This is a genomic window from Protofrankia sp. Cas3 (assembly GCF_963555955.1).
Lineage (GTDB): Bacteria > Actinomycetota > Actinomycetes > Frankiales > Frankiaceae > Protofrankia.
Window position 1 is genome coordinate 1 of record NZ_CAUVXP010000006.1, and the last position, 25,804, is coordinate 25,804.

Genomic DNA, 25,804 nt, shown 5'->3' on the forward strand with positions numbered 1-25,804 from the left:
TCGACCCTGCCGGTCGCCCTGTTGGCGCCCTTGCCGCTCGGCGGCAACGGGACGGTCAACCGACGCGCGGTCTCCTTCGACCTGCTGACGATCACGCCGGTCATCTCGACCACGCACGCTGCCGTTGTCCGACACGCGGGGCACAGTGGTCGGTGCCGCCACGGACAGCTCCACAGGGGTGGTGGACACCGGCGTGCTGGGCGCGCTGACTACGGCAGGTGCACTTGCTGCGGCGGGTGCGCTGGCCGCGGCGGGTGCGGGTACCGCAGCAAGGCCGGCCGGCGCGGCCCCGGCCGCCGTGGTGTCCTGCGTGCCGACGGCTCGCACGCTCGCGGATCCGTCCGCGGGACCAGACGCAGCCGCGCCACCACGGGTGTCACCGGGGTCGGGCAACGCCTCGGTCAGCGTCCCCTGCTCGCCGACGGCGGTGGACGGGCTGCCCGATGCCCGGGAAGCCCCACGGCGGGTCCGGACACGCGTCGCGCCCTCGACTGCCGCGGTCGCCTCAGCCGCGGACGACGCGACCGTGGGCTCGGCCGCGTCAGCGCTGTTCGTGTTGGTGCGCATGGACGTGGACGAGCCTCGGGTACTCCGGGCCGGTTGCGCATCGGCGGCAGCCATGGCGGGTTGCGGGGCCGCGGCATCCGCGCCCCCAGCGACGCCGGCGGGAGTCTGAACGTTCTGGATGGCCGCGATGAGCTGCCCCTTTCGCAGGCGTCCCACGCCTTGAATACCCAACGAAGTTGCCATGGCCTGCAGCTCCGGCAGGAGCATGGCTGAAAGGCCGGTGCCTGACCGCCGGCGTCGCGGAGAACCAGCGTCCACGGACGACGTCGGTGTCTGGGACTCCGCGGACTCACGTGCGCTGTCAGGCAGCACGTCGGTGGTGTCGCTCAAGATGTTCCTTCCCTGAAGGGACCGGCTCAAGGGAGCCGGGTGATGCTTGTTGACCTTCTTCGCCTGGGCATCCCACATGGAAACGATATTCAGCGCCAGGTGGGCAAGCAGAGCGCCCGTGGACGGCGCCAACGGCCGAGCGCCGCATGCGAACTCGTCAATCCCGCTGAGGACTTGTCGGTGCTGGCCGAGGCTTCGATGACGAGGCTGAGGCACCAAGTTCCGGCACCAGGATCCGGCTACGATGAACCGGTAGCACCGGCGGGCGAGCACGCGCCGCGGCGGCAGCGAGTGCAGTCATCAGACTATCCAGACGGAGTCACCTGGGCAACAACCTTCGAGCGGCTTTGCTTCCCGGTCCTCCGTTTCCAGCCCAAGGCGCGACCATTTCGGCTGGATGTCGTCCTGCGACGCATCCGTCCGGCGGCGAGCATGAGAGGTTCGGACGGGAAACCGGCTCACATGGGAGACCCGAGGTAGACCGCAGCTGCCGGTGTCAGCCCGCGATGAGCCTGACCCGGGCCCCGTCCCTGTCCACCGGCAGGTCGAGCACTGTGAAACCGCCCCCGCCACATGCGCGGGCAACATCAGCCTGCTCCGCACCGACCGCGAGGGCCAGCACGGTTGGTCCGGAACCCGACAGAACGGCCGCCAGGCCCGCCGCTCGCAGTTGGCTGAGCAGGTCACGGGTTTCAGGCATGGACGGTAGACGGTAGGGCTGGTGCAGCCGGTCGTCGGTGGCCGCCAGCAGGGCATCCACCCAGGGCGCCGGACCCGACCGGTCGTTGCCGAGCCGAGCACCGGGAAAGTAGTTGTAATCGGGCTGACCTGTCCGCTCCTGCCTATTGCCGGGCTCGGTCCCCACCGTCTCCGGGTACACCGTCTCCGGATGCAGGGTCCCTGACATCGCCATGGCCAACAGCGCCGCGCGTCCCGCATTCGCCGCCGCATCAGCATGCAGCACAGTCACTGGCAACGCAGCCCGTGCTGCGGATGTCGCCTGGCGGCGGACGGGAATAAAGGCTACTGGCCGCAGATCATCCGGTGGATTGGTTCGAACCACCTGTGGGTGACCGGCGTCATCATACCACGCCACAGTGAAGCCACCGAAGAGCGCGGGGGCGACGTTGTCCGGATGGCCCTCGATCTGGCAGGCGAGAGCGAAGACGTCCATGGCAGTCAGGCGACCTTCGCCCAGCGCGCTCGCGGCCAGCAGACCCGCCACGATTGCCGCGGCCGACGAACCGAGCCCACGGCCGTGCGGGATGCGGTTGACACAGGTCAGGCCAAGCCCGGGCGGCGCGAGGCCGAGCGCATCGAGCCCGGCCCGCACCGCACGCGCGATCAGATGGGTCTCGTCCCTGGCGCCGTCATCCTCACCGGTCACGTCAATCAACAGGCCCGAGTCGGTGGTGACCACCGTCAGATCGTCATACAGGCCGAGCGCGAGACCACAGGCGTCAAAACCCGGGCCGAGGTTCGCGCTGGTCGCCGGCACCCGCACGCTGACCCCGGCCGCCCCCGACCCCCGGGCGGCGCGGTTCACGACCGCTGCAGATCAAGGGCCGCGGCCGCGGCGGCAGCCGTAGCCGGTATGGTCACCGGCTTGGCCGCCCCGCTGATCGCCCACTCGGGGTCCTTGAGGCCGTTGCCCGTCACCGTGCAGACGACCTTCTCACCGGCCTGGATGAGGCCTGCGGCACGCGCCTGGAGAAGTCCCGCCACACTCGCCGCGCTGGACGGTTCGACGAACACACCTTCGTTGCGCGCGAGCAGTCGGTAGGCCGAGAGGATCTGACGGTCGTTGACCGCGTCGATCGTGCCGCCGGAGGCGTCCCGGGCAGCCAACGCGAAAGCCCACGACGCGGGGTTGCCGATCCGGATCGCGGTGGCGATCGTCTGTGGCGCTGTGACCACGCTGCCGCGCACAATGGGTGCGGCACCCGCTGCCTGGAACCCGTGCATGCGAGGCCGGCCGGAACCGTGGAGTGCGTCCTCCTCCACGTAGCCACGCCAGTAGGCGGTGATGTTCCCCGCGTTCCCGACCGGCAGACAGTGCGCGTCGGGTGCAGCACCCAGGTCCTCGACGATCTCGAAGGCAGCGGTCTTCTGCCCCTCCAGGCGGAACGGGTTGACCGAGTTGACCAGGGTCACCGGGCAGGTTTCGGCAAGCTCCCTGGCCACCCGCAGACAGTCGTCGAAGGAGCCGTCAAGCTGCAGCAGCCGCGCCCCGTGTACCAGCGCCTGAGCCAGCTTCCCCAACGCGATCTTTCCGCTCGGTACGAGCACGGCGCAGGTCAACCCGGCCCGGGCCGCGTACGCGGCGGCGCTCGCGCTGGTGTTGCCGGTGGACGCGCAGATCACCGCCTGCGAACCCGCCTCGACCGCGCGACTGATCGCCATGGTCATCCCACGGTCCTTGAACGAGCCGGTCGGGTTCGAGCCCTCGATCTTGAGATGAACATCGCATTCGGTCACCGCCGAGAGGTGCACCGCGGGGAGCAGAGGGGTGCCGCCTTCCCGGAGGGTCACGACCGGCGTGTTCGAGGAGACCGGCAGACGGTCCCGGTACTCCTCGATCACGCCGCGCCACACCCGCCGGGTGCGGTTGACCGAACCCGGGGCCCGTCCGCTCGTCGCGGCCGCGTCTGTCGTCCGCGCTGACGATGTTGCTGCTGGCGATGTCGTCACAGCTCACCTCCCTCTACCCGCATCACGCCCGCGACCGCCCGCACGACGTCCAGCTCCCGCAGTTCCTCGACTGTTGCGGACAGTGCCGCGTCGCTGGCGGTATGCGTGATCAGAACAAGACTGGCGTCGTCACCGTGGCCGTCCTGGCGGACACTCTGGATGGAAACGTCCTGACGGGCGAACGCGGCGGCGACCGAGGCGAGCACCCCGGTCTTGTCCGTCACGTCCAGGTTGATGTAATAACGCGTCACGGTGGCGCCCATCGGCAGGACGGGCAGGTCGGCATAGGCGGACTCGCCCGGACCCCGCCGTCCGGCCAGCCGGTTGCGCGCCACCGCCACCAGGTCACCCAGCACCGCGGACGCGGTCGGAGAACCACCCGCACCGCGACCGTAGAACATCAGCTGGCCGGCCGCCTCCGCCTCAATGAACACGGCGTTGAACGCCTCCCGGACCCCGGCGAGCGGATGGGAACGGGGAATCATCGCAGGATGCACCCGCACACTCACGCCGGGTACATCGGGTGACCGTTCGGCGATAGCCAGCGCCTTGACCGTGCATCCCATGGCGCGGGCACTGGCGATGTCCGCGGCGGTGACGCCGCCGATGCCCTCCCGGTGGACGTCGGAAAGGGTGACCCGGGTGTGGAACGCAAGCTGCGCAATGATCGCGGCCTTGGCGGCGGCGTCGAATCCGTCGATGTCCGCGCTCGGGTCGGCCTCCGCATAGCCGAGCGTGGTCGCCTCCTCGAGGGCTTCGGCGAACCCGGCGCCGGTCTCGTCCATCCGGGTGAGGATGAAATTGGTCGTGCCGTTGACGATGCCGAGCACGCGTCGGACCCGGTCACCGGCGAGACTCTCCCGCAGCGGGCGCAGCAGCGGGATCGCACCGGCGACCGCAGCCTCGTAGTAGAGGTCCACACCGCGGTCGGCTGCCGCGCCATACAGCGCGGCACCGTGGGTGGCAAGGAGCGCCTTGTTCGCGGTCACCACCGATTTCCCCGCGTCCAGTGCCGCGTGCAGCCAGGTGCGGGCCGGCTCGATGCCGCCCACCACCTCCACGACGATGTCGACGTCGTCCCGGGTCGCGAGACCGTCCGCGTCCGTGGTGAAGAGCGCCGGATCGACCGGCAGGTCACGGACCACCGACAGGCGACGGACCCCGATGCCGGCAAGTTCCAGGGGTGCGCCCACCCGGGCGGCGAGATCCTCGGCGTGGGTGTGCAGGAGCCGGACGACGTCGCTCCCGACCACACCGCACCCCAGCAGCGCAATCCTCATCCCGAGTTCCTCATCCCGCGTTCCTGACCATGATGTCCTCGTCGCGTCCAGCGGCAGGAACGTCCGCCTCGGGGACGTCGGCCTCGGGGGTGTCGGCCTCGGGGGTGTCGGCCTCGGGGGTGTCGGCCTCGTCGATGTCCGCCTCGTCGATGTCAAGGCGCAGCAGGTCCGCTTCCGTTTCCCTGCGGACGATCACATGAGCCCGTCCGGCGCGGACCGCGACAACCGGTGGCCGCGGAACATGGTTGTAGTTGCTGGCCATGGAGCGGTGGTATGCCCCGCTCGCCGGTACCGCGACAAGGTCTCCGGGCCGGATGTCGCCCGGCAGCGCAACGTCGTGGGCGATCACGTCACCGGACTCGCAGTGCTTGCCGACCAGCGTGACCACGTGCGGCACGGCCGCGCTGTGCCGGGAAACCAGACGGACAGCGTAACGCGCATCATACAGTGCGGTGCGGATGTTGTCGCTCATACCACCGTCGACGCTGACATAGGTGCGCAACCCGGGCAGTTCCTTGACCGTCCCGACCTCATACAGTGTGATCGCGCTCGGACCGCTGATGGCCCGGCCCGGTTCGACCGCCAGCCGCGGGACGGCGAGCCCGGCCGCTGCACACTCCTTGCCGACGATCGTGCGGAGCCGGTCGGCGACGTCCGCGACATCGAGTGGCGCGTCCTCGCCGGTGTAGGCAATCCCCAGGCCGCCGCCGAGATCGAGCTCGGGCAGTTCGACACCGTGGGCATCGCGAACGACGGCCAGCAGCCCCACCATACGATGGGCGGCCAGCCCGAATCCGGCGGTGTCGAATATCTGCGAACCGATGTGCGCGTGCGTCCCGACGAGCTCAAGGTGGTCGGACGCGGCCAGCACCCGTCTGATCGCCTCGGCCGCCGCGCCGCTGGCGAGCGAGAAGCCGAACTTCTGGTCCTCCTGCCCGGTGGCCACATAGTGGTGGGTGTGGGCCTCCACTCCCGGAGTGACCCGGACGAACACTCGCTGACGCACGCCGGCCTGCGCGGCCACCGCCGCCAGGCGGGAGATCTCCACGAACGAGTCGACGACGATCCGCCCGACGCCGTAGGCGACCGCCCGCCGCAGCTCGGCGATGGACTTGTTGTTGCCGTGGAAGAGCAGCCGTTCGGGTGGAAAACCCACCGCCTCCGCAACGCCGAGCTCACCGCCCGTGCAGACATCCAGCGAGAGGCCTTCGGCGGCGACCCATCGGGCAATCGAACGCGACAGCAACGCCTTACCCGCGTAGTAGACATCGCCGTCGGTGAAAGCCGACCGCCATGCCCGGCAACGCGCCCGGAAGTCATCGGTGTCCAGGATGTAGGCGGGCGTGGCGAACTCGGCCGCGAGCGCGTCCACCCGCAGCCCGCCGACCCGCAGCACACCGTCGGCGTCCACGGTGGCGGACGCCGGCCACAGCGCGTCCTCCAGCTGATGCCGGCCCTGGGCGGGAGAAACCTCGTCACGCACAACAGTCACATCCTCGTCGGAGCTGACACGCCCAGCAGCCGCAGGCCGTTCGCGAGGACAATCCTGGTCGCGTCGGCGAGGAGCAGCCGTGCTCCGTTGCGGGCCCCCGCCTGCTCGTCCCCCTGTGGCAGTACCCGGCAGGCGTCGTGGAAACGGTGATAGGTACCGGCGACTTCCTCGAGGTAACGCGCCACCCGGTACGGCGCTCTGCGTCCGGCCGCAGTCTGCACGACCCTCGGCAGTTCACCGAGCGCCAGCAGCAGGTCACCCTCGCGCGGATGGGTCAGCACCGATACCTCGGCGTCCTCGACATCCAAGGAGAGTCCCAGCTCCCCGGCGTTGCGCAGCAGGGCGCAGATCCGGGCATGGGCGTAGCGGACGTGGAATGCCGGGTTGTCGTTCGTCTGCCTGGCAAGGAGGTCCAGGTCGAGGGTGAGGGCGCGGTTGAGGGGGGCACGAACGAGCCAGTAGCGGGCGGCGTCCGCGCCGACGGCGTCCACCAGCTCACCGATCGTGAGAAAGGCCCCGACCTGCACCGGCGCCTCCACCGGCTCACCGCCGCGAGCGAGCGACACCGGCGCCCCGACCATCGCCTCGTCGCAACGGTCCGGCGGCTGCGGATGGCGAACCGCATCGAGCAGCATGGCCGATGCGTCCGCCACGGCCGCCCGGCGCGCCGACGCAAGAGTCGCCGTTGCAGGGATCGCCGTTGCAGGGGCCGCCCTGCCATCCGCAGCCGATCCACGGCCATAGTCACCACCCGTCCGCACGATGATGCGGGCGATCTCCCCGACTGCCCCGCCAGCCAATCGGATGTTGAGGAAGCCTGACCCGGCCACGTCCACACCGGCCACTGCCCGCTCCTGGCGCAGCCGACCCGCGACCGCCTCGGCGACCTCGCGCGGTGGTCGCCGCGCCGAGCGGGCAAGGCGCAGCGCGATCGGCGTGGCATAGTCACCATGATCGAAAGATCTGGGCCGCTCGACCGTCACCGTCGCGGGAATCACCACGTCAAGCTCACCGTCCGCGATCAGCTGCCCGACGATGCCCCGCACGGTTTCCGCGAGGTCGTCGGGGGTCATGACGCGATGCTATCGGTGTGGGGCGAGCGAACCGTCGCCACCGATCACCGCAGTGTCGACAACGGACGGCCGGTGGCACAACGGCTGACATCTCAGACGGTCTGGCCATGACCGGCCAGGCGACGCACTACCCCGATCAACTCGTCCGGGTCGAACGGCTTGGTGAGGTAGTAGTCGACGCCGAGACGGTCCCCGCGCCTGAGATCGGCGGCCTGCGCGCGGGCCGACAACAGGATCACCCGGATATCCGCGGTCTCCGGGTCGTCGCGAAGGCGGGCGACCACGTCCCAGCCGTCGAGGTGGGGCATCATGACGTCCAATGTGATCACATGCGGGGCGACGTCCCGCACCCGCTCGAGGCAGTCCAACCCGTCGATCGCAGTGTGCACCTCGAAGCCCTCCAACTCCAGGTTGACCACCACGAGCTGACGGATCACCGCGTCGTCGTCGACGACGAGAACGCGTGGGGGGTCGCGGTACACATCGGGAGCTTACGGCGAGCCGGCTGCCTGACCACCGCCACGGTCCTGGTACGGTATGACTGCTTGCCCTGAAGCCCCCGTAGCTCAGGGGATAGAGCACCGCCCTCCGGAGGCGGGTGCGCAGGTTCGAATCCTGCCGGGGGCACGTTCGTGGGACCAGCTGAAACGGTCTGCGACCAGGACAAACCCATTCCGCTTCCCTCCCTCCGGAGTTCCGGTGCTGTACGGCCGGCACCGGGACGCTACGGCCCTCTCTGCCAAATGGGCGCCCAACTATCCGGCGGCAGACCGGCCCAGTCCAAGAGCTTCTTCGACGCGTGCCCGCATCGCGGCCCCTCCCCTGTCGAGGCACTTCACGTAGATCCTCAGCAGGATGTCCACGGAGTGACCGGCCCACTCGGCCACGTCAGTTGGTGGTATCCCGGCGTTCAGCCAGGTGGACACCGGCATGAAACTCGCCGCGGTCCTCACCCACCTCGTCGGCGTCACCGGCCGGAAGATCCTCGAAGCCCTCGTCGCTGGCGAACGCGATCCCCAGCTACTCGCCGCCGGCCGCGCCCGCGCCAAGATCCCCGCTCGCGTACTCACGGCGCAGCAGGGTCGTGGGAAGGGCGGCGTCCGCAGTCGTCACCCGCGCTGCTTCCCAGACCTGATCCGAGCCAGTAGATCCACGCCATACCGTCCCTCGTCGGTGTCGGCCCGGGTCCCGCGGCGGCGAACGGGGCCTGGCGTGCGTTCTCCTACGGACGTTGGCCCACCGACCTCCCGGCAGGGTTCTTACCGCTGTCCGCCTGGGCGCGATACCGACTCCCGGACGTGCCTGGCCGCGGCGGCACACCTGTCTGTTCGGAGCTAAAAAATCTGTGGCCGCTGTAGTAGACATCGGGCCCTCCGCCGGGTAGATTCACTCCCGTAGCCAAGAGAGTCCATGGTCGCGGCAGACAGGAACTGTCGCGAGCGGGACGGCGGTCAGGGTAGGCCGCCGAGCACCACCGCAGGAGTTCAGCAGTACCCCCGCCTGTCACTGAGGAGAGGAGTAGGCGCCATCAGGATCGCCCGGACGATGGTCTAGCTCGTCCGGTCTCCGCAGGCCCCGGATTGGAAGGTGGTCCCCGGTCACGCATATGCGATCTCCGCAGCACCCGCCCTCTCAGGGCGCGGCGCGAACTGAGGAATCCGGCTCACCTGGCCGGTAGATGGTGTTGAAAACCCTCGGGGCCCTGGTGCCATCTGGCGCCAGGGCCCCTCCACGTCTCCCGAGAGGTGCAATGACTCCTGGAACCACCCGCACACCGGCCGACAGCCTCGACGACGACGACTACCCCGCCTACACCATGGGCCGCGCAGCCGCCATGCTCGACACCACCCCCGCCTTCCTACGGGCCCTCGGCGAAGCCCGCCTCATCACCCCACTGCGCTCGGACGGCGGCCACCGCCGCTACTCCCGCTACCAGCTCCGCATCGCCGCCCGCGTCCGCGAACTCGTCGACCAAGGCACCCCGATCGAAGCCGCCTGCCGCATCGTCATCCTCGAAGACCAACTCACCGAAGCCCAAAAAATCAACCAACAACTACGCCAACAGCCGCCACAGTCAGCCAGCCAATGACCCCCGAGCCGTCCTGGCCGACTACACCCGAAGGATCCGCCCACCCCGGACCGCGACGACGAAACCAGCCCCGCGAGTCAGCCCAGGCAACCGCGGCCCGCTGGGTCAACGACCCCTCTCGATCGGATCTGTCGCTGATCTTGTGACACTCCCCGGCGCGCCCTCGGCAGTGCCTATCGAAGGCCTGGCAAGTTCGGGGCCCGGCTCGGGTGGTCCTGCCACCCAGGCCCTGTGCCCGGGTGGCAGGACCACTGGCGGAAGTCGCCCAGAGTCAGGCCGCGTGCTGCTGGAAGTCGCCGCCGGCGGGAGACATGGGCTGGGGCGGGTGGAGCCGTGTCGGACGCCCGACGTCGCTGTCGGCTGCGGAGCTGTCGGTCAGGGGCTTGGCGGTGGGAGGCCAGAGGCTGGCCAGCTGGCCCAGGCTGAGGCGACCGGTGACGGCCCGGGTGAGGGGAAACCAGCGGGTCAGGGTGGCGTCCGAATGCTGGTCGGGTTCGGCGAGATCCGCGGCCGTCGTCGCGACCGGTACCCGCGCCGGGTCATCAAGGTTCCGCAGCGCCTCCGCGAGGACCTCACGGAGGCGGGCTTCGCGGCGCAGGGTGGTGGTCCAGATCAGAACCGGCGTGTGGATGTTGGTCGTCTTGGCGAGCCGGTCGTAGGCGTCGATCTTGAAGGTAAGGCGGCGGAGCGCTTCGGTGCCGAAGTCCAGTTCGAGGAACCATTCGACCTCGGCGCGGCCCTGCGCCCACCGGCCGTACGCGTCGGGCCGCATGATGTCCCCGAACGACCGGGCGCAGCGTTCCTCCGACCACCAGGCCGTGAGCCGGCCCGTGCCTTCGGGCTGGCGGGCGTGGTGGACCAGCCGGGTGAACATGCCGTTGACCGCGACCCGAGGTGCGAGGTGCGAGGTGCGAGGTGCGAGGTGCAACGAGTGGGCGATGCCCATGGCCCGGTCATGCTGGTAGCCGATCTTCTTCGGGTCCAGGCCGTCCTCGTGCGCGAGGACGGCGGCGCCGGCGACGTCGAGGACGTAGTGCATGGGCGACAGGCCACTGACCGCGAGCGGCTGGAACCTGTCGAGGACCCGCCAGCGGTAGAGCTCCAGCAGGCGTAGGTTGGCCGACCGGCGGGTGATCCAGCCGAGTTCGACGATCTGGTGGGTCGTCAGCACCCGATGCTCGTGGATCATCCGGGTGATCCACCGGTCCCGGGGGGTGAGGTGGCGGACCAGCCAGAGCTGGTGCTCACCGCTGGACACGACGCGGGCGGCGGGTCGGGCGTAGGTACGGCGGCCGAGGTAGGTCTGCTGCGGAGGATTCGTGATCACGTCGAGGGGTCTCCCAAAGGGGCTGATCATGCATGCGTCGGCATCCGACGCGGGCCCAGCCGTACCGACCTCAGGGAGGTCGGCGGTGGGGGCATGTTCTTCCAACACCCGGTGGGCCTCGGTGCGTAGCTGCGTGGCCAGAGCCCGCGCCCGCTTCGAGCCGACCTTCAGCCGCTTGCGCAGCTCGTCCGAGGAGATCGGACGACGGTGCTCCTCCCAGTAGCGGGCATCCTCACGCCGCGCCCGCTCCAACAATGAGCCGTCGAGCACCACGGTGCTCGGCCGGTCGGGAGCGCGCTGCGCAGGAACCGCCACCACCTCGGCCCGAGGGCTCTCACCTCCGGACGGCGCAGACACGGCGGTGGGCAACACTGCCCCACCAGTTTCCGGCCGGGACGCGGACTCAGAGATGGTCGCGTCCTGCGCTACAGGGTGGAAGGTGGTGGGGTGGCGCATCGCGCGCAACAGCCCCGGGCCCACCTCCGACCAGCCGATAAGAAGCGCCGGGCCGACCGCGTCGAACGCGGCCTTCCCGTAGTCCCCCGCGATCACCGGCTCAGCTACATTCAGCGCCAGCGTCACCACGCTGGAGAACACCAGCCGTCCGCGCCGATATGCAGCCATGGGGAATCACGGTGAGGTCAAGCCACCCCTCCTTGACCTGTACGCCTACTAGGCGCACACTCGGGGCATGACGATGGTCAAGAGTTCCCGTATCGCCGTCCGCCTGCCCGAAGAGCAGGACGCGTTGATCCGCGCCGCCGCCGCGGTCGAGGGCTCCAGCGTCACCGAGTTCACCGTGAACGCGGCCGTGGCCAAGGCCAGGGACGTCCTGGCCGACCAGCGCATGTTCACCCTGGGGAACGAGGCGTGGGCGGAGTTCCTCGCCGTCCTCGATCGTCCGGTGACCCGCAAGCCGCGGCTGGAGCGCCTGTTCGCCGAAGAATCGCTCTTTGAGTGAGCGGCTACTCGGCCCCCCGGCCAATCATCGCCTCCGACGACCTGTCGGCCTTGGACAGCGGCGAACCCTCGCTCGACGACTGGCTGCGCCGACGCGCGCTGGGCAACCAGACCGCGGGGGCATCCCGCTGCTTCGTCACTACCCGGGACGAACGCGTCGTCGGCTACTACGCCCTGGCCACCGGTGCCGTCCAACGGCTGGATACCAGTCGGCGCGTCGGGCAGGGCATGCCCGACCCGGTCCCGGTCATCCTGCTCGGACGCCTCGCCGTCGACGCCAAGGAACAAGGCCGGGGCTTGGGCGCCCATCTGCTCCGGGACGCGATCACCCGCACCGTCACCGCGGCGGAGATCGTCGGTGTGCGGGCGCTGCTCGTCCATGCCCTGCACGACCAGGCCCGGCAGTTCTACCTGCACTTCGGGTTCGAGCCCTCCCCGACCCACCCGCTTCACCCATTCCTTCTGATGAAGGACGCCAGAGCTCTGACCAGGGGGATCACATCCGTCTAGCCGGCTTGTCACGGGCACCGCCAGTGCCGTTGCTCGGGGTGATACGCACAGGTAGACGGGCCGATACGACAAGGCTGGCCTTCGCGGCGGTTTGCGTGGATGCTGAACGAGCCACCCCGAGGGCACGCATAAAAGATCTTTATCTGGTTATTTGTCCTGGTCAAACCTGGTGAGCGATATCGCGGCCGATTCTGGCCGCTCCCGGCCCGCAACGGACCGCACAGGTCGCTACCAGCGGTTTTGGTGACTACGAGCAGGCGTAGGTTCGTGCCCTACGGGGGTAGCCCCAGCAAGCACATCGACGGCCAGCCGATTCGTCGAACCGCGACCTACTTCGGCGGTCCCGGGCAGACGGCTCCGGCGTGGGTGCTGTTGCTCGACTCATCGCACAAGGGCCTTATTGCACAGGTGTGTGCCGCGCCAGCCGCGACTGGTAAAGGCGTGGCCTGCGGCTATGTCCTATCAAGAGCATCTAGTACTCGTTTGTAATGGATCGTGTGCAGATGGTCCTCGACCAGGACTCGCCGCGCCCGGTCGAGGACGTCCTCCTGCACAGCACGGGCGGCCGGATAGTCCCCTGGTGGGACGTCGAGGCGGACGACGCTAACGCGGCGCTCGCCCTGCTATCTTCCTTTGTCGCGACTCGCACCACGGCGAGCCCCATCGGAGACGTGTGCATCCCATGAACCCGTCCGAGCTTCCTCGGGCCCGGCCGCCGGCCGCCGGCCCTTCACTCCAGGCGCTTCTAGCTGTCCAGGCTCTCCGGGTGACGGCGACACAACCCGTGTCGTCACGGTGCCCCTCGTTCCGCCGAGGCCGGACCGGATGCCAGGTGACCGATGTCTGGTGATGGCGACGGCGCCGGCGTGGCGACGGGGGAACCAGAAGTGATCGTGATGCCGGGCGGGCACCGCGTTCCGTTGCGGCCGTTGCGGTCCACGGATCCCCCGATGCTGGGACGCCACCGGCTCGTCGGCCGGCTGGGCAGTGGCGGAATGGGAGTCGTCTACCTGGCCGAAGGACCGCGGGGCCGGGTCGCGCTCAAAATGATCCGCGCCGAGCTGGTCGACGACCCCGACTACCGGGTGCGGTTCCAGCGCGAGATCCAGGCATGCTTCCGGGTCGAGAGCGCCCGCACGGCCCGACTGGTCGATTTCGAGCTGGATACCGACCGGCCGTGGCTGGCCACCGAGTTCGTCGACGGCACGGACCTGGAACGATGGGTGCGTACCCACGGTCCGCTGCCCGATGCTGCCCAGCAGACCCTGGCCGCGGGGCTCGCCGAGGCGCTCGCGGCCATTCATGCCGTCGGGCTGGTGCACCGCGACCTCAAGCCGTCCAACGTGTTGTGGACGGCCGATGGCCCCCGGGTCATCGACTTCGGGATCGCGGCGGCGGCCGACGCTCGTCCGTTGACCGCGACCGGCCAGTTCATCGGTACCCCCGCCTGGTTCTCCCCCGAGCAGGCGGCTGGCGGCGAGGCCACCGCCTCCACGGACGTGTTCGGCTGGGGCGCACTGGTCTGCTTCGCCGCCTCCGGACGGCCGCCGTTCGGCGGCGGCCGGGCCGAGGTGGTCCTGGACCGCGTCCGGTTCGCCGAGCCCGACGTCGACTATCACCAGGTCGCGGCCCCGCTGCAAGCCCTTGTCCGCCGCGCGCTGGCCCGCGAGCCGGCATCGCGACCGACCGCCGATGCGTTGCGAGAGGAGCTCGCCGACCTCGTCGGCGGTGCCGTGGCGTTGACGGCTCCCCACACCGGGCCGACGACCGACGTCACCCGGGTGATGCCGCTTGACCTTATGGTTGCCGGCGGATCGACCCCGCCGCCGGCCTGGCCCCGATCGCCGACCCCGGCGCCGACCCCGATGCCGGTGGCAAGGCGGCGCTGGTGGCCGTATGCGACGGCGGGGGCGCTGGTCCTCACGGCAACGGCGATCGTGGCCGGATCCCTCGCTGGCGGAGGGGACGGCGGCGGTCAGGATGTGAGCAGCACGGCACCAGCGTCCGCGACACCGTCGACCGCGCAGACCACGACGCCGAACCCGGCACCGACCGCGCGGACATCCTCATACCGGGCGGACGCACCGTGGCGGATCGTCATCCGCAACACGGTCGAGAACGCCGGTCACGGCTGTGCGGTAACACTGCGCGATGTCGACGCCAACGGCAAGGAAATCGGAAACGTGACGGACCTGTACGGGACGTGGACCTTCCAGATTTCGGCCAGTGGCAATTTCCAGTGGGAAATGAACGACCCCCGTTGCCTGGTCACCGCCATCGCGGGCACAGGTACGGTCGCGCTGCCCTTCACCCAGCCGGCGAACGAGGGCGACACCGCCGCCTTCGCCGCCCCGGCCCGGGTGGCCGTGCAGGTCGTGGACTTCAACGGCACCGGGGACTGTTCCCCCACACTGCACGACGTCACAAACGGCGAGGAGCTGGATACCCATACCGTCCGGCAAGGCGACGGCGACGGCCCGGTGATCTTGGACCCGAAGGGACGCACGCAGGTGTTCCTCAACGACAAGAGTGATCACGCCTGTGCCATGCGGGTGTCCGCAGTTTCGGGGTGACCGGCGGACTCTTGCCGCAGTGTCGCCCTGCGCATCCTGCCAGCCGGCGCTAGCCAAATACTCACGTGGAGTAGTCAAAACTGGGTTGATCGCCTGGCTCACTTGCGGGATGCCGGTAGCCGTGTGACGGCGTTGTGGGCCTACGGTGGACCTGGACTTGGCGCTGGTGGCGCCGGAATTCGGCTGCGCTGGGGCGCCCAGGGACCGTTCTGCGCTGGCACCGCGCCCTGATCTCCCGGCGTCGCCCCACCGCGTCGTGCCCCGAGCGGCGCGGACGGCCCGTACTGTGGCCTCGATCCGTATTCTGGTGCTGCGGCTGGCCCCGGAGAACAGCGGGTCGGGCTATAGGCGGATACACGGCGAACTCCTGGTCCTCGCAGCCCGGACGCCGTTGGCCCTGGCAGCGATTCTGATCGCCGGCGCCTGACCCGAAAACCCAGTGAGTCGCTCCCGTTTCGTCACCGAGGTGTCGGGACGGAGGTGGGCTGGAGGGTGACGTGGTAGCCGAGTTGGCCGAGCTGGTCGACGAGTCGGCGGGCGGTGCGGGCTTTGCCCCGGTCGTCGAGGCGGTTGACGAAGTGGCCGGGGCCGAGGTCCTGTTAGGGCAGGTCGGTGGTGAGCATGTGCCAGACGGAGGTGAGAACGGAGTGGCCGACAGCGACCAGTGCCCGTTTCTTGCCGCGGCGGGCGGCGATCCGCCGGTAACGGGCCGCGCGGCAAGGTCGCTCGTACTCACTCCGGGGGGACGATGGTGACCGCGAGGCATCACCCACCGTCCGCGACCCTGCGTAGTCGGATGCTCGGGAGCCAACTAGGGCTCGAACCGCCAGTCCGACCTGCTGACCTGCTGACCTGCTCGTTCACTACGGCCCACACCACACCCGGGATCCTGCAGGCCCTGCCCGCCCGGCACGTCCTGAACTGCACCGGACGCGCCGACCAGATCGCAGAGATCATCATCGAGACCTGCGGCGGCGATCTGACCCGCCGGCGGGCGCTCGCGGCCAAAGTGGACGCCCGGCCGCCGTTCTCGCTCACCTTCGGAGCATGGCTCGGCCATCTCACCACGACCTGACCCGATGCGACGACCCCGCCGCACTTCGACTGCTACGATTGTTTCACTTACTGCGTTTGGAGAGGAGGATGGGATGAACGCCGTCTTCGGTCCGGTCGTCCCCGACGCCGAGTCGGCCGCCGCTGCCGCCGAGGCACTGGAGCGAGTCCAGGCATACCTCCGGACACACCCGGACGGCCTGGCCACCGTCCGGCTTGATGACGACGGTCAGCTGGTCCTGCCCAGGGCCGCGGTGGAACTGCTGTCCCGCGTTCTGGCCCACATGGCGGGCGGCCATGGCGTCTCGGTCGTGCCCGCGCACGCCGAGCTGACCACCCAGCAGGCCGCCGACCTGCTGAACGTGTCTCGGCCCTACCTGATCGGGCTGCTCGACGCCGGCGAGATCGCCTACCGCAAGGTCGGAACACACCGCCGGGTCCCGGCCGGATCGCTGCTGGAGTACAAGCACCGCGACGACGCCCGGCGCCGCGCCGCCGCCGACGAACTGACCACCCTGGCCCAGGACATGGGCCTGAGTTGACTCCGACGCCGTTCGTCGTCGTCTACGACGCGAGCGTGCTGTACCCGAGCACGCTACGCGATCTACTGATCCGCGTGGCGCAGGCCGGGCTGGTCCATGCGCGATGGACCGAACAAATCCTGGACGAGATGTTCACCGCGCTCCGACGCAACCGCCCCGGCCTCGACCCGGCCAGACTCGACCGCACCCGCACGCTCATGAGCATGGCCGTCCGCGACTGGAAGATCAGCGACTACGAAACGCTGATCGACTCACTCAAGCTCCCCGATCCGGACGACCGGCACGTCCTGGCCGCGACGATCCGGGCCGGCGCACAAGTGATCGTCACAGCGAACATACGCGACTTCCCAGCCGCCGATATACAGCCCTGGGGAATCGCGGTGAAGTCACCGGACGAGTTCGTCCGAGATCAGATCAGCCTCGACCGCTCCGTGGTGTATGCCGCCGTCCAACAGATCGCGGATTCGTGGCGCAACCCTCCGGGCAGCGTCGACGACGTCCTCGATCGCCTCGAACGAGGCGGCCTACCGGTCAGCGCCGCCGAACTACGAGTCAGTCACTGACCAGCGGCAGACGCCGCACACCGACGGCAGGACTATCGGCTTCGGCGTACGCCGATACCCCGCGCCCGAGAGCACGCCGGCCACCATCATGGCCTTCCATCATCGCTACTCGGGGTGATACGCGCAGGCAGACGAGCCGATACGACAAGGCTGGCCTCCGCTGAGGTTTGCTTGGATGCTGTACGAGCCTCCCCGAGGGCACGACTCGGGTTCCCTGTGTTGCGCGAGGCAGTACCACATCGCCGCTGTGGAACCATCGTCATTGCAGGGAGTCACCAGTCGGCGGGGGTGCCGAAGACCTGCGTCCAGTAGATGCCGTAGCTGCCACCACGGGCAAAGCCGACACCGATCTGGGTGAACTCCCCGTTGAGGATGTTCGTGCGGTGGCCGGGGCTGTGCATCCAGCCGTCCATCACCTCGGCCGGGCTCTGCTGGCCCGCGGCGACGTTCTCACCCAACGCGCGGTAACGGTAGCCGGCGGCGGTACCGCGGTCGGACATCGTCCGCCCGTCCAGGCTGACGTGGTCCATGTAGCTGTTCGCCGCCATGTCCTCGCTGTGCCGTTGCGCGGCCAGGGTCAGGCGTGGTTCGAGGGTCAACGGCCCGGCGCCGACCCTGGCCCGTTCGGCGTTCACCAACGCGACCACCTCTGTGACCATGGCCGGGACCACCATGGCGGACACAGCCTCGGCCGGTCCCGCCGGTCCCGCCGGTCCCCCGAGGCGCTGACCCGGCACCGGCATCGGCGCTGCGCCGTCGTCAGCCACGTCCACACCGAAGTCGCGAGCGAGCCCGGCCAGGCCGTCGGCATAGCCCTGCCCAAGCGCGCGGACCTTCCACTCGCTGCCACGCCGGTAGATCTCGGCAAGTAGGAGCACGGTCTCGGTGCGTGGCGCAGGCGGGGTGAAGCGCACGAGCGGAGCCCCGTCGCGGCCACGGATGTCCAGCACCGGTGGTGGCAGCTGCCCGAGCGCCAGCGCGGTGTCGGCGGGGCTGACGACAACGACCACCCGGTTCGCCCCCGGCCGCAGCCGGCCCGGGTCGATGTCCACGGTGTCACCGTTGCACCGTGCACCGGGCGCGGACGGCTGGTTGTAGAAGACGAAGTCCTGGTCGGTTGTGACTTTCCCATCGGCACCCGTGATGAGGACCGAAAGGTCGAAGGGGCCGGGCACCCGTACCGACAGGACACCACCAGGCAACGACCGGTTGGCACCGGCGACCAGCTCGATCATCATGACTCCGGGGCGTGTCGTCGGGCATCGTTGTGTGTCACCTGTGCGTGGCGCCGTCAGGTCTCGGGTGTACGGGTCGAGCCCGGGACGTAAAGTTACGTTCTGGCCACGCCATCGGATGTTATTGTGCCCGGCATGGCCGAGACGGTGTCCCCCTCACGGGGATCTTCCTCCTCCCCCGATACTCCCACCGCACTCGACGGGACACCGTCGCAAGGCTCGCGCCCGGTACGGGTACCGCCCGTACCGCAGCTGCCAGCTGCCCCACCTGCGCCTGTGGCCGGCACCTCGATCGGCCGATCGATCAAACTGTTCCAGGCCTGCCGCCGCGAGCAGGTCGACCCCGCGGGCTTCTACTCGCTGCTCGCCGCGGACTCGGTGCACCAGCTCAGCCGGTTCACGTCGCTGGCCGGCTCCGTGGTGCTGGACGTCGGCGGCGGCCCCGGCTATTTCCGCGCCGCCTTCCAGCGGGCGGGTGCCCGGTACTTCTGGGTCGAACCGGATATTTCGGAGCTGAGCGCGGGGGGCATCGTCGAGCCGGGGCGGGTCCTGGGCAGCGCGCTGGACATGCCGTTCGCCACCGCCTCGGTGGACATCTGCTATTCCTCGAACGTCCTTGAACACGTCCCCGACCCATGGCGGATGTGTGCGGAAATGGTGCGGGTGACCCGTCCCGGCGGCGTGATCTTCCTGAGCTTCACCAACTGGCTGTCGCCGTGGGGCGGACACGAGACCTCACCATGGCACTACCTGGGTGGCCACCGGGCGGCGCTGCGGTACGAGCGCCGCACCGGTGTCGCACCCAAGAACCGCTACGGCACCAGCCTGTTCCCGGTATCGGTCGCGGACGCCCTGGCCTGGGCGAACGGCCGGTCCGACGTCCAGGTCATCGAGGCCATGCCGCGATACCTGCCGACCTGGGCAAAGCCGATCCTTCGAATTCCCGGCGTACGGGAAGTTCTCACCTGGAACCTGGCGATGGTCTTCCGTAAGCGTTGACGATCAGCGCTGGACTGCTTGAGACGGCGCTGCGCTGCCTGCGCTGTACAGCGCTCCGACCTCGGCCGCGGAAAGGGCACGGTCGAAGATGTGCACCTCATCGACGGTTCCCGGCCAGAAGTCGACCGGCCGGCCGTTGTAGGTTGCCCTGCCGATGACCGTGTGACCGGCGGCTTTCTCCCCCAGGCAGACCGAGGCGACCCCCGCCTTCGCTCCGTCGACGTAGAGCGTCATGGTTCCGCCCGCCGCGTCCCGCACGCCCGTGAGGTGGTACCACTGGCCGACCACGGGCGTGGGGCCAAGAGCTCGGACTCCCGCGTCGCTGAAGGCGAACCGGTTGTCGAGCGCGGAATACTGCAGATAGAACGCGCTGTTCGGGTCACCATCCTGGCTGACCGCCGTAGCGAACGAGCCGAGCCGGTCAATCTTCACCCAGGCGGACACACTGTAGTTGCCGGTCGTATCGACGATCGAGGTACCGGTGTCGACGAACTGGTTCGAACCGTTGAATGCCGGCGCCGACCCGGCATGCCCACCCGTCCACGCCGGACCGCCTACCAGGGTCGCCTCATGGCCACCCAGCGCGTCCCTGGTAACCGTGCCGTTGCCCTCGTCGAACCGGTAGAAGCTCACACCGTCGAGCCCGGCCGTGCCCGGCGGATAGCTGATCAGCTCGTCCTCCACCGAAACCGACGCGTCGATCAGTGACCGGTTGGCCTTGCGTACCGATGCCGCATCGGCTTTGAGCACCGCGCGGTCATAGGTGTAAAGCCCGTTGATTTCGTTCTCCACATCACTGATCTGCGTATACACAGAGCCGGACAGGCCACACCGCTTCTCCATCGCCAGGAGTCTGTCGGACAGCTCCACGTAGCGTCGGGTCACAGCGGCCGCGTCGGGCTCGAGTTCATTGGCAAAGGCCTTTGCCGGGTCGTACAGATGGCCGTCGACCTTCAGCCCGAGCCCACCGAACTCGCCGTCCACGCTCGCCCTGTTTCCCTGCTGGACAGGCCCGCCCGGGCCGACGTAGGTGTGGTTGTCGTATACGTCACCTTCGCCACTGTCCGGGATGGACGCGCAGCAGTTCACGCCGCTGTCCGCGTCGACCAGCCGGCTGGAGTCCCAGGACCTGACCAGGTCGGCGACGCGTTTCGGTTCGTACTCACCCCAGCCCTCGTTGAACGGCACCCACATGACGATCGACGGATGCCCGCGGTGGGCGTCGACCAGCGCACGCAGTTCGGACTCGAACTGATATCTGGCGCCATCGGGCGGGGCGTGTCCGCCGAACATCGCGGGCATGTCCTGCCAGACCAGCAGACCGAGTTTGTCGGCCCAGTAGTACCAACGGTCGGATTCAACCTTGGCATGCTTGCGGACCATGTTGAAGCCGAGCTGCTTGTGCGCCTCGAGGTCGGAGCGCAGCGCCTCGTCGGTGGGAGCAGTATAAAGGCCATCCGGCCAGAATCCCTGGTCGAGAGTGCCGACCTGCATCACGAACCGACCGTTCAGCAGCATCCGGGTCCTGCCGTCGCGACCGCCGCCCAGGGATATCGAACGCATTCCGAAGTACGAGCCGACCTCGTCGACGACATTGTTTCCAACGGCATCACCGCCAGCGGCCCCGGTGCCGACTGGATCGTTACCTGCGACATTACCGCCATCGCCATCACTTCCGGCACCATGTGTTCCGGAACTGGCACCTCCGGCACTGTTACCCGGCTCGCTCAGACGTACCTTGAGGGTGTAAAGGTACGGATCATCGGGGGTCCACAGGTGCGGACTGGGGACGGGCAGCCGCAGTTCGCTGCCGGGCGCGCCGGTGACTCGGCCGATCTCCTGCTCGCCGGCGTATGCGATCGCCTCGGCCGTGTAGCCGGTGGCCCCGGTGGCCACAACGGTCAACCGCAGGTCGTTCCCGGGCAGATCCGGGGTGGCGTCGAGCCGGTCGACGTGCGCGGGGGCCACCGGCTCCATCCACACCGTCTGCCAGATGCCGGACGACGACGTGTAGAAGATTCCGCCGGGATCAGGGCGCTGCTTGCCGACAGCCTGGTTGGCCGCGTCGGTCTGGTCATGCACACCGACCACCACCTCCTGCGGCCCGGATCCGGTCAGCGCGTCCGTGACGTCGATACCGAAAGCGTCGAATCCACCCTTGTGGGTCGCGGTCAGCCGACCGTTCACATACACGGTCGCCTCGTAGTCCACGGCCTGAAAATGGAGCAGAAGACGCACTCCCCGACCAACCTGCCAGACATCTGGAACGGTGAAGGTACGGCGGTACCACATCCGACCGACGGGCCGTTTGATTCCCGACAGCGCGGACTCCACCGGATACGGCACCAGGATCCGCTCGGCCAGATCCCGACCCACCGGCGGTGCTTCGCCCGCCGCATCGGGGCCGGCATCGGCGGCGAACTGCCACACTCCGTTGAGGTTCTGCCAGCGGGCACGGGTGAGCGCTGGCCGCGGATACTCGGGCAACGGATTGCCCGCCGACACCTTGTTCGTCCACGCAGTGGTCAGCGGGGGTGTCTTGGGAGCCCAACCGGCGACCGAGCCGGGCTGGGCCGTTGCCGGCTCGGCGCTGGCCGGTGGGCTCGTTGTCTGGGCTGTCACCAACACGACGAACGCCACCACAGCGGCGACCATTCCGACCCGTCCGCGAGCATCACGTTCACGGCAATCCTGTTCGCGGACCCGCACAGTGCCCCGATCCGCCCGTCATGGGCATACGTCAATGCGGGCGGTGGTGCCACCACACCGCCCACTGCCATCAGTAGTCTTATTCGGCCGGTTATCAGGCTTTTCCCTGATAAGGACTCTCGGTAAATCGGACTAATAGTACTGACGGCTACCGCAAAGATCGCGGAATGTGACGGAATCGTGGAATGTGACCGAATCGCCTTTGGCCCGCGACGCCGCGTCCCTATTGCCGGTCGCGCTAAACCAGCCGTAGCTGGTGGCCCTGGCTCACCCGGCGCGGGCGGGTACCCACCGGACCCGAACGACGCTGGAGCAGTGGCTCACCGAGGACGTCGAGAAACGGTGACGGCCGTGTCGGCACGACCGCCCCGCCCCGGCGACGGTGGGCCGGATGCGTGAGCACGAGCTGCCCCCGCGCCCGGGTCATGCCGACGAACAGCAGTCGGCGCTCCTCACTGTCCCCGTCGTCGTCCCCGGCACCGGGATCCTGTGCATCGGGATCCCGCGCATCGGTGACCGTTGGCAATGAGGCACCTGCCCAGCGCAAGGGCAGTAGACCATCCTCGCATCCGATAATGATCACAAGGCCGAATTCCAGGCCTTTGGACGCGTGCAACGTCAGCAGCGATATCCGGTCCGCGCGCGGATCAAGAGTGTCAACCTCCGCGCCGAGTGCGATCTCGGACCGGAACCGCTCCAGATCCTCCCCGCACTCGGTGGCAAGAGGGGTCAGGATGTCGAGCGCATAGCGGATCTCAACCTCATCATCGATCATCGACTGAGCTGCGGTCCGCAACCGTGCGAGGACGGATCGCCGCTGCGAGACGTCACCGGTGTGCTCATCGAGGAGCGCCAGCAGGCGCCCGACACCCGGGGCGTCGGCAAACCGGTTATGAGAACGTTGCTGGAAGGGAAAACCATGCCGGTCCAGCGCGTCCATCACCGGCCGGGCCTGGCGAGCCGTGCGGTAGAGCACCGCGATGTCGGCGAAGGACAACCTGGCCTCGCCGGTCGCGTCCACACCGAGGTCGAGGGCGTGGAAGGACGTGCCTCCCAGCGCCTGTTCGATGGTGCTCACCACGACCGCGGCCTCCTCGGCCTCGCTCGCGGCCCGGTGCAGCAGCGGTCGGGGGCTCTGCGGGTGCTGCCCGACCGCTGTGAGCGTTCGGCCGGGGACGAGCGTCGCCGGTTCGATCAGGCGGACGGCGGCGCCTACGATGGCCGCCGTGGAACGGTAGTTGCGGGTGAGCGATACCACCTGGGCGTCGGGGAAGTCGTCCCGAAAACGCAGGAAGAAGCCCACATCGGCGCCACGGAAGGAGTAAATGGCCTGGTCCGGGTCGCCGATCGCACACAGGTTCGCGTCAACCGCTCCATCAACCGGCCCGTCAGCAGCCCCCTCAACAGCCCCGTCAACCGACCCCTCAGCCGTGCTCGCACCGGCACGGCGTCCTGTCAACATCGTCAGCAGGACGTACTGCAGCTCGTCGACATCCTGGTACTCGTCGACCCAGACGTGGCGCCACCGCGCCCGGAAGGACTCGGCCAGGTCCGGATGTTCCCGCATGGCGATCACCGGCAGCGCGAGGAGGTCGTCGAGGTCCACCAGACCACGTGCGCGCAGGGCCTCGTCGTACCGCTGGGCCAGACCGGCCAGCTCATGACCGGCCAGTTCATGCCCGGCCGTCGCACCGGCGAGCGCGTGTGCCCGTCGGAAGTCGGCCAGCTCGCGCCGGACCCGTTCCAGGTTGCGCGCACCGGTGACCGTCCCGGCCAGCGCGTCCCGCAGGATGTCTGCGCGGGTCGCTTCGTCCGCCACCCGGACGTGCGCGCCGAGGCCGAACAGGTCCTGGCACTCCCGGACGATCCGCAGGCCCAGACCGTGGAAGGTCGTAGCGAGGATGCGGGGCGCCGCCGCGCCGACGAGGGCGTCGAGCCGCTCCCGCAGCTCGGTCGCGGCCCGCCGGGTGAAGGTCACGGCCAGGCATTGTTCGGCCGGCACCCCCTGCTCCCGGACCCGGTGCGCGACCGAATGGACCAACGTCCGGGTCTTGCCGGTACCGGGTCCGGCAATGATCAGCAGTGGCCCCTGGGTGACCGCCGCCGCCACGCGCTGTTCGGCGTCGAGTCCGGCCAGAATCGACGTGCCAATCGGGCTGGTCGGGCTGGTCGGGCTGGTCGGACTGGTCGGACTGGTCGTCACCGCGCCCGTGTCGGGCGGGCCGCAAACCGCCGCAGCCGCAGCCGTGTCTGCCGCCGTGTCTGCAGCCGGTACAACCGAGGGCGCCAGCGCGCTGCGCCCACGGCGGGCGCCTCCCCGTCCGATCCGGGTGCCGGCGGCTGATGAACCCCCGGCTGATGAACCCCCGGCGGCTGAACCCCCGGCGGCTGAACGCACGGCGGCTTGGCCCGGCGCGGACCTGCCCGCCCCGGTGGCGCCCGCTGCGGGAGCCAGGTCGAACAGCGTGCCCACATTCGAGGTGAGCTCCAACGGGTCGAACAGCCGGATGACCCCGTACTCGCCGTCATAGCCGGCGTCACGGATCACCTCCTCCCGCCGCAACCGTCGGATCGCCTCGACCAGTGCGGACGAACCGACCGCACCGATCGCGTCGAGCGGGACCTCGCCGAGGATTGCCAGCTCCGGGCCGAGCCGGGCGGTGAGCGTTGTGACCTGCGCGGCCACCGCCTTGCTCTTCGGCCCGACCCCAAGGATCTCGCCGACGACCTCGGGCAGGGCGACCAGTGACCGCACCTCTCCCGCGGTCGACGGGCGGTGTCCCTCGTCTCGGTCGGCGAGCGCCTCCACCCGGTGCAGCACACCGACCGTCAGTGGGCGCCCGCACTCGGGGCAGCGACCGTCGGCCTCCCGGGTCTGGCTCGGCTCGTATCGGACCCCGCATTTGCGGTGACCGTCAAGGTGGTACTTGCCCTCTTCGGGAAAGAACTCGATGGTGCCGGCGAAGCCGTCCCCGTCGCGCAGCGCCGCACGCATCGCAAAGTAGTCGACGTCGCAGGTGAACGCGGTCGCCTCCCGGCCGAGCATGGGCGGGGAATGCGCGTCGGAATTGCTGACCAGACGGAACCGGTCGAGTCCGGACAAACGCCAGAACATCGGTGGATCCGCCGACAGGCCCGTTTCCAACGCAAAGATGTTGTCCGCGAGGTCGAGATAGCAGTCCTCGATCGCGTCGAAACCGGATTTCGACCCGAGGACGGCGAACCAGGGAGTCCACACGTGGGCCGGCACCAGGTAACAGCCCTCCCCCGCACCGAGGGTGATCTCCAGCAGATCACGGGAGTCCAACCCCAGGATGGGACGCCCGTCCGCGGCGAGATTACCGATCTTCCCAAGACTCGCGGTGATCCGCCCGGCGGCGTCGGTGTCCGGAGCGTAGAGGAGATGGTGAACCTTGCGGGTCTTGTCCCCCCGCTTGTAGATCGTGGAAATCTCCGTGGACAGCATGAATCGGGTTGCCGTCCGGCACAACGCGGGCAGCGTCCGCATGACGTCAGCCTCAAGGTCGGGGCGAAGCCGGAACAGGCCCGGCTCGGCCGGCACGAGCTTGGTGGCGATCTCCTGTGACCAGGCGGGGTGGGTGAAGTCACCGGTGCCGACCACTGCGATGCCCTTACGCGCCGCCCACCAGGCCAGATGCTCCAGGTCGCAGTCCCGGCTGCATGCTCTGGAGTACTTGGAGTGGATGTGCAGGTCCGCAAGAAACCGTGAGTTCACAGACACGTATGTTGTCGTACCCCTGCGCCCGCACCCGCGGGTACCCCCACCGCACGTCGCCGACGGTCGGGTCGC

At 69.0% G+C, this 25,804-nt stretch carries 20 protein-coding genes, 1 tRNA gene and 2 pseudogenes; 11 read left to right on the forward strand and 12 right to left on the reverse strand.

The genetic code is table 11. The annotated features are described in order from the left end of the window. From U9983_RS02235 to U9983_RS02265, 7 genes are all read right to left on the reverse strand, one after another. Positions 1-897: Rho termination factor N-terminal domain-containing protein (locus U9983_RS02235; protein ID WP_322752424.1), on the reverse strand; the 897-nt coding region annotated here is incomplete at its 3' end. A 496-nt stretch (positions 898-1,393) separates the two neighbouring features. Continuing rightward, the gene (locus U9983_RS02240) at positions 1,394-2,443 is read right to left on the reverse strand and encodes a homoserine kinase (RefSeq protein ID WP_322752425.1); all 1,050 of its coding nucleotides are present in this window, start codon (positions 2,441-2,443) and stop codon (positions 1,394-1,396) included. Further along, positions 2,440-3,588: a threonine synthase gene (thrC, locus tag U9983_RS02245; RefSeq protein WP_322752426.1), complete on the reverse strand. Its 1,149-nt coding sequence runs from the start codon at positions 3,586-3,588 to the stop codon at positions 2,440-2,442. The genes U9983_RS02240 and thrC overlap by 4 nt, the downstream gene beginning before the upstream one ends. Further along, the gene (locus U9983_RS02250) at positions 3,585-4,868 is read right to left on the reverse strand and encodes a homoserine dehydrogenase (protein WP_322748069.1); all 1,284 of its coding nucleotides are present in this window, start codon (positions 4,866-4,868) and stop codon (positions 3,585-3,587) included. Before U9983_RS02250 ends, thrC begins: the two co-directional genes overlap by 4 nt. Before the next feature lie 10 nt (positions 4,869-4,878). After that, on the reverse strand, positions 4,879-6,312 hold the full coding sequence (gene lysA, locus U9983_RS02255; protein WP_416211250.1) for a diaminopimelate decarboxylase: 1,434 nt from the start codon (positions 6,310-6,312) through the stop codon (positions 4,879-4,881). Between the two features lie 44 nt (positions 6,313-6,356). After that, positions 6,357-7,433, reverse strand: a complete 1,077-nt coding sequence (locus tag U9983_RS02260; protein WP_322752428.1) for a DALR anticodon-binding domain-containing protein — start codon at positions 7,431-7,433, stop codon at positions 6,357-6,359. Positions 7,434-7,525: 92 nt separating this feature from the next. Next, entirely contained in the window at positions 7,526-7,915 is a 390-nt protein-coding gene (locus U9983_RS02265) for a response regulator transcription factor (protein WP_322748072.1), read from the reverse strand. Positions 7,916-7,988: 73 nt separating this feature from the next. Between U9983_RS02265 and U9983_RS02270 the strand changes: the two genes are divergently transcribed. Both U9983_RS02270 and U9983_RS02275 read left to right on the forward strand, forming a co-directional pair. Then, positions 7,989-8,060, forward strand: a tRNA-Arg gene (locus U9983_RS02270). A 1,123-nt stretch (positions 8,061-9,183) separates the two neighbouring features. Then, a complete protein-coding gene (locus U9983_RS02275; protein WP_322752429.1) occupies positions 9,184-9,522 on the forward strand; it encodes a MerR family transcriptional regulator in 339 nt (112 codons plus the stop codon). Between the two features lie 271 nt (positions 9,523-9,793). Here U9983_RS02275 and U9983_RS02280 read toward each other — a convergent pair whose 3' ends face one another. Next, a complete protein-coding gene (locus tag U9983_RS02280) occupies positions 9,794-10,849 on the reverse strand; it encodes a replication-relaxation family protein (protein WP_322752468.1) in 1,056 nt (351 codons plus the stop codon). Between the two features lie 697 nt (positions 10,850-11,546). Here U9983_RS02280 and U9983_RS02285 point away from each other — a divergent pair. The 5 genes and pseudogenes from U9983_RS02285 to U9983_RS02305 form a co-directional block, all read left to right on the forward strand. Further along, positions 11,547-11,810 carry a DUF1778 domain-containing protein gene (locus tag U9983_RS02285; RefSeq protein WP_416211251.1) on the forward strand — a complete coding sequence of 88 codons (264 nt, stop codon included), beginning with the start codon at positions 11,547-11,549 and terminating at the stop codon, positions 11,808-11,810. Further along, positions 11,807-12,319 carry a GNAT family N-acetyltransferase gene (locus U9983_RS02290; protein WP_322752431.1) on the forward strand — a complete coding sequence of 171 codons (513 nt, stop codon included), beginning with the start codon at positions 11,807-11,809 and terminating at the stop codon, positions 12,317-12,319. The genes U9983_RS02285 and U9983_RS02290 overlap by 4 nt, the downstream gene beginning before the upstream one ends. 503 nt (positions 12,320-12,822) lie before the next feature. Continuing rightward, positions 12,823-13,005: a hypothetical protein gene (locus tag U9983_RS02295; RefSeq protein WP_322752432.1), complete on the forward strand. Its 183-nt coding sequence runs from the start codon at positions 12,823-12,825 to the stop codon at positions 13,003-13,005. Positions 13,006-13,158: 153 nt separating this feature from the next. Beyond that, a complete protein-coding gene (locus U9983_RS02300) occupies positions 13,159-14,892 on the forward strand; it encodes a serine/threonine-protein kinase (RefSeq protein WP_322752433.1) in 1,734 nt (577 codons plus the stop codon). 188 nt (positions 14,893-15,080) lie between these two features. Further along, positions 15,081-15,277, forward strand: a pseudogene (locus tag U9983_RS02305) (transcriptional regulator); the annotation flags it as partial. Positions 15,278-15,350: 73 nt separating this feature from the next. On the opposite strand, the pseudogene U9983_RS27640 reads toward U9983_RS02305, so the two are convergent. Then, positions 15,351-15,602 (reverse strand): annotated as a pseudogene (locus U9983_RS27640) (IS110 family transposase); the annotation flags it as partial. Between the two features lie 38 nt (positions 15,603-15,640). Here U9983_RS27640 and U9983_RS02315 point away from each other — a divergent pair. The 3 genes from U9983_RS02315 to U9983_RS02325 all read left to right on the forward strand — a co-directional run bounded on the left by U9983_RS02315 (position 15,641) and on the right by U9983_RS02325 (position 17,050). Continuing rightward, on the forward strand, positions 15,641-15,967 hold the full coding sequence (locus U9983_RS02315; RefSeq protein ID WP_322752436.1) for a hypothetical protein: 327 nt from the start codon (positions 15,641-15,643) through the stop codon (positions 15,965-15,967). 73 nt (positions 15,968-16,040) lie between these two features. Then, positions 16,041-16,487, forward strand: a complete 447-nt coding sequence (locus U9983_RS02320) for a helix-turn-helix domain-containing protein (RefSeq protein WP_322752437.1) — start codon at positions 16,041-16,043, stop codon at positions 16,485-16,487. Then, positions 16,484-17,050 carry a PIN domain-containing protein gene (locus U9983_RS02325; RefSeq protein WP_322752438.1) on the forward strand — a complete coding sequence of 189 codons (567 nt, stop codon included), beginning with the start codon at positions 16,484-16,486 and terminating at the stop codon, positions 17,048-17,050. Before U9983_RS02320 ends, U9983_RS02325 begins: the two co-directional genes overlap by 4 nt. Positions 17,051-17,322: 272 nt before the next feature. On the opposite strand, the gene U9983_RS02330 is transcribed toward U9983_RS02325, so the two are convergent. Then, positions 17,323-18,288: a CAP domain-containing protein gene (locus tag U9983_RS02330; RefSeq protein ID WP_322752439.1), complete on the reverse strand. Its 966-nt coding sequence runs from the start codon at positions 18,286-18,288 to the stop codon at positions 17,323-17,325. A gap of 132 nt (positions 18,289-18,420) precedes the next feature. Between U9983_RS02330 and U9983_RS02335 the strand changes: the two genes are divergently transcribed. After that, positions 18,421-19,284 carry a class I SAM-dependent methyltransferase gene (locus tag U9983_RS02335; protein ID WP_322752440.1) on the forward strand — a complete coding sequence of 288 codons (864 nt, stop codon included), beginning with the start codon at positions 18,421-18,423 and terminating at the stop codon, positions 19,282-19,284. Positions 19,285-19,287: 3 nt separating this feature from the next. Here U9983_RS02335 and U9983_RS02340 read toward each other — a convergent pair whose 3' ends face one another. After that, positions 19,288-21,939, reverse strand: coding sequence for a LamG-like jellyroll fold domain-containing protein (locus U9983_RS02340; RefSeq protein ID WP_322752441.1), 2,652 nt, complete (start codon positions 21,937-21,939; stop codon positions 19,288-19,290). 292 nt (positions 21,940-22,231) lie between these two features. Beyond that, positions 22,232-25,729 carry a UvrD-helicase domain-containing protein gene (locus U9983_RS02345; protein WP_322752442.1) on the reverse strand — a complete coding sequence of 1,166 codons (3,498 nt, stop codon included), beginning with the start codon at positions 25,727-25,729 and terminating at the stop codon, positions 22,232-22,234. Positions 25,730-25,804: the final 75 nt, after the last annotated feature.